Annotated in this window: 4 protein-coding genes; 2 read left to right on the top strand and 2 right to left on the bottom strand. The window is 39.0% G+C overall.

The window, feature by feature from the left end; translation table 11 throughout:
• Positions 1-65: 65 nt before the first annotated feature.
• A complete protein-coding gene (locus tag PLH43_RS13180) occupies positions 66-485 on the bottom strand; it encodes a flagellar protein (RefSeq protein ID WP_324363874.1) in 420 nt (139 codons plus the stop codon).
• A 183-nt stretch (positions 486-668) separates the two neighbouring features.
• On the opposite strand from PLH43_RS13180, the gene PLH43_RS13175 reads away from it, so the two are divergent.
• Complete coding sequence (locus PLH43_RS13175) at positions 669-1,559, top strand: DMT family transporter (protein WP_324363872.1); 891 nt, start codon at positions 669-671, stop codon at positions 1,557-1,559.
• 98 nt (positions 1,560-1,657) lie between these two features.
• Entirely contained in the window at positions 1,658-2,788 is a 1,131-nt protein-coding gene (locus PLH43_RS13170) for a GGDEF domain-containing protein (protein ID WP_324363870.1), read from the top strand.
• Positions 2,789-2,851: 63 nt separating this feature from the next.
• Here the strand turns inward: PLH43_RS13170 and aroF are convergent, their stop codons facing one another.
• Entirely contained in the window at positions 2,852-3,865 is a 1,014-nt protein-coding gene (aroF, locus tag PLH43_RS13165) for a 3-deoxy-7-phosphoheptulonate synthase (RefSeq protein ID WP_324363876.1), read from the bottom strand.
• Between the last annotated feature and the right edge of the window lie 13 nt (positions 3,866-3,878).

The following is a 3,878-nucleotide window of genomic DNA, read 5'->3' as shown; positions in this document are numbered from 1 at the left end:
ATAAAATGCTTTACGAAAAAGAAATTTAGCGGCATTTTATTGTTTGTGCAATAAAACCCGCGACGCTAAATAGATGAGGCACGTTTTGAGTGACCATCGTTTCTAAAACGTATTGCATTTGAATGCTTGGTGCTGTTGCTGGAGGAATATCCGGCTTTGATATTTCTGTGATGACTTTTATAGCATTCGTCGCAGTATCTGCCTGTGCGTATGCTTTTTCCGCAGCTTTCGCATAACAGAAAATGATTGTCCTTTTCTAGGATTTCAAGCCTGCTTTCGCGAAGGTAACGCTTGATTTGTTTTACGGAAATATTAAGATCCGTTACTACATCGAAGATTTTGGCACTAGGGTGCAAATTGAGATAGTCCTTGATTTTTTTAAATTCATACTCATCGCTTTCGTAACATATAGGGCATACTCTGAAGAAGCCGTGGGGATTGTTATAAAGTTTTCCGCATATTTCGCAAGTGGAAATATCTATCATAGAACTCACCCTATTTCTAAATATTATAGCACTATCCTATATTATAATTATACCATTGAAGCTTTTTATGTGTTAATGGTTACAATGACTTAAATTAGGCTTAGGCAAATAGTAAAGAAGTCCTATGATTGTGATGGCGGATGAGATTTAACAGGCATAATGATGTAAAAGTGGGGGAGAACAGTGAAAAAAAACAGCTTTGGTTATCTTTTTATTGTGATTACAGTAATTTTTTTTAGTACGTATGAAGTGGTAAGTAAATCAATTATGGGCAGAGTAAATCCTTTTCAAATCAATTTTCTGAGATTTTTTATTGGCGGTTCTTTGCTTCTTTTGTTTTTGCTGATAAAGCGTGATGTGAGAATTGACCCAAAAAGCTTGGCAGTTGTAGCTTTGGCAGGTATCCTTAACGTAGTATTCAGCATGAATCTGCTTCAGCTAAGTTTAAGTATTCCCAACGCCAAAGCAGCAATAGTGGCGGTTATTTTCAGCAGCAATCCCATATTTGTATCCGTCTTTGCAGCTATTATGGACAAGGAAAGAATACCTTTCTTTAAAGCTGTGGGTATGATTTTTGGCATACTTGGCATAACGACGATTAGCATCGATGGACAGGCCCTCGGGGATATAAACATATTAAGCCCGGTTCTTGCATTGATGTCGGCAGTTCTATACGGCCTGTACACTGTTGTGGGGAGAATGGCGTCATCTAAAATCGGCAGCCTTAAAATGAATGCGTACTCGTTTCTAATCGGCAGCATTGCTTTGCTTCCTTTTCTATTGATAAAGGATATTCCGGTCTTCAAATTCGATTATTCGGCATTACTTCAAGTTGTGTACCTTTCGGTTTTTGTTACAGGCATTGCTTATCTTACTTATTTTATGGGATTGACCCGCACAGGTGCAGGCAGCGGTTCTGTGGTTTTCTTTCTAAAGCCTGTTTTGGCAAGCGTTTTTGCTATTATTTTCCTCGGTGAGAAAATTAATTTAAATCTTGTATTAGGTACGGCCCTTACACTTTTAGGAATGGCTGTGATGCTTTATTGGGATAAGATCAAGCAAAAGTTTGTATAGGCTTGTCTCGTGACTAATTGACAAAAATTAAAAACAAATATAAAATATGAGTATATAAAGGGAAAATATTCTATCGTTTTGAGGGAAAAAAAGATACGATGAATGATGTAATAAACGGATTTTTAAAGGAAAAGAAGGTTAGAAACTTTCGTCAACAGAAAAATTTTGTGTATTTTCGATGGATGGCTCTTTTGGTGGTTATACCTCTTTTTTTCCTGGTTTCCGATTGCCCGCGAACAGAAAAAAGTTTCTGGATTACCTTTGCGTTGGCAATTTTATATAACGGATTTCAGACTTTCCTTGTGTTATCCAAGATATCGAAGAATTGGATAAAGAAATTTGTAGGCGTTGCCTTTTATTTTGATATTGTTTTTATTTGTACTTTTTCCTACATATTAAACGGTATTGACTCGGATATATACATATTGATGTTTTTTGTAATTGCATATTACGGCTTTGGTAAGGATGTTTCAAGCACCATAAATATCAGCATTTTCAGTATAATATTATACACGGTTTCATCTTTTTTGGTAAAAGCGGATAATATTGAGCAGCTAAACATTTTAAAGCTTGTCTTGAGGGACTTTTTCATTCTGCTGGTGTCATACGGTGTGTCAATAGTTATCTTGAAAGTCAAAAAATATGACGAAATGCATAAACGGGAGTTTAAGCTGGCCAGGACGGATAAGCTTACCGGGCTTGCCAACAGGCATATGCTCGAACAGAAACTTGAGGAAGAAGCACTTTACTGTGAGTATTCAAAAAAGCCGCTAAATATACTGATGTTTGATATTGATAATTTTAAAAAATTCAATGACACCTATGGTCATGTCTGGGGAGACAAGCTCCTGTCACTTTTTGGAGATATAATAATGCAAAGTATAAGAGAGACGGATTTTGCTTTTCGCTACGGGGGAGAGGAGTTTATGATTATCATTAGGGACCTTGACCTTGAGAAGGCGAAAAGTGTCGGAGACAGAATAAGGCGTTTGCTTGAAAAGCAGAATCTGTTTGCCGAAGAAGGCACAAGCAAAGGCAAAGTTACTGTAAGCTGCGGCGTTGCCCAATTTCCTACACATTCTGATGATATAAAAAAGGTTGTTGATTATGCAGACCGGGCACTGTACTATGCAAAGGAAATGGGGAAAAATATTGTTATAAGCTATGATGAAATAGGAAAGCTCAGACAGGTAGTACAGACTGATATGGATGCCTATGTAAGCAAATAAAAAGCTCGGAAGGCTCAAAATTTTTGCCTTACCGAGCTTGATTTTTTTCTTTATTGAGGTTTTTTATAACTTTCTTCCCACAGCAAGTGCTACTGGCTCAAGCTCTTTCATAAGCTGTTCGAACCTTGAAGGAATCAAGGACTGCTGACCGTCACAGAGGGCACAGTCAGGCTGGCTGTGCACTTCAATGATTAACCCGTCGGCACCAGTTGCTATTGCACCTTTTGCAAGGGGGTCTACATATTTCCATGTACCTGCTGCGTGGCTGGGGTCAAGCACTATTGGCAGATGGGACAGCTCTTTTATTACAGGAATGGCGCTCATATCAATAGTATTTCTTGTGGATGTTTCAAAGGTTCGAATGCCTCGCTCGCAAAGGATTACGTTGGGATTGCCCTCGGAAATAATGTATTCGGCGGCCATTAGCCATTCTTCAATAGTTGCGGCTAATCCTCTTTTTAAAAGTACGGGCTTGTTATACATTCCCACTTCTTTGAGAAGTCTAAAATTTTGCATGTTTCTTGCACCGATTTGAATGATGTCTGCATAGGAAGCGACAAGCTCCACATCTCTTGTATCCACAACCTCAGTTACAAGCTTTAGACCCGTTACTTCACGGGCAACCGCCATTATTTTAAGGCCATCCTCTTCCAAACCTTGAAAGGCATAAGGGGATGTACGAGGCTTGAAGGCACCACCGCGGAGTATTTTGGCTCCTGCCGCTTTCACTTTTTTTGCCGTTTCAACATAAATTTCTTCGTTTTCAATTGCACAAGGGCCGGCCATAACTACTATTTCATTGCCTCCGATTCGCACATCGCCTACTTCAACAATGGTAGGGTCCTGCTTTAGTTCTTTGCCTGCCAGCTTGTAAGGCTTCATAATGGGAACAATGCTTTCAACTCCAGGCATGGTGGATATGGAGTGGGTGTTTAAAAGTCTTTTGTCGCCAATTGCACCGATTACTGTTTTTACATCTCCGACGATGGGATGAGTTTTAAAACCCAGCTCCAAGAGCTTTCTTTCCACATTGTCAATCTGTTCTTTTGTAGCATTCTGATTCATAACGATAATCATAGTAAAAACCTCC

Source organism: Acetivibrio sp. (genome assembly GCF_035371925.1).
Lineage (GTDB): Bacteria > Bacillota > Clostridia > Acetivibrionales > Acetivibrionaceae > Hungateiclostridium.
Note: the sequence above shows the minus strand (reverse complement) of the source record. Positions and strands in the feature narration are given on the sequence as shown.

Excerpts from the sequence above, each read along its gene's own strand:
- PLH43_RS13180 (WP_324363874.1), bottom strand. The coding sequence starts at position 485 with ATGATAGATATTTCCACTTGCGAAATATGCGGAAAACTTTATAACAAT.
- PLH43_RS13170 (WP_324363870.1), top strand. The coding sequence starts at position 1,658 with ATGAATGATGTAATAAACGGATTTTTAAAGGAAAAGAAGGTTAGAAAC.
- aroF (WP_324363876.1), bottom strand. The coding sequence starts at position 3,865 with ATGATTATCGTTATGAATCAGAATGCTACAAAAGAACAGATTGACAAT.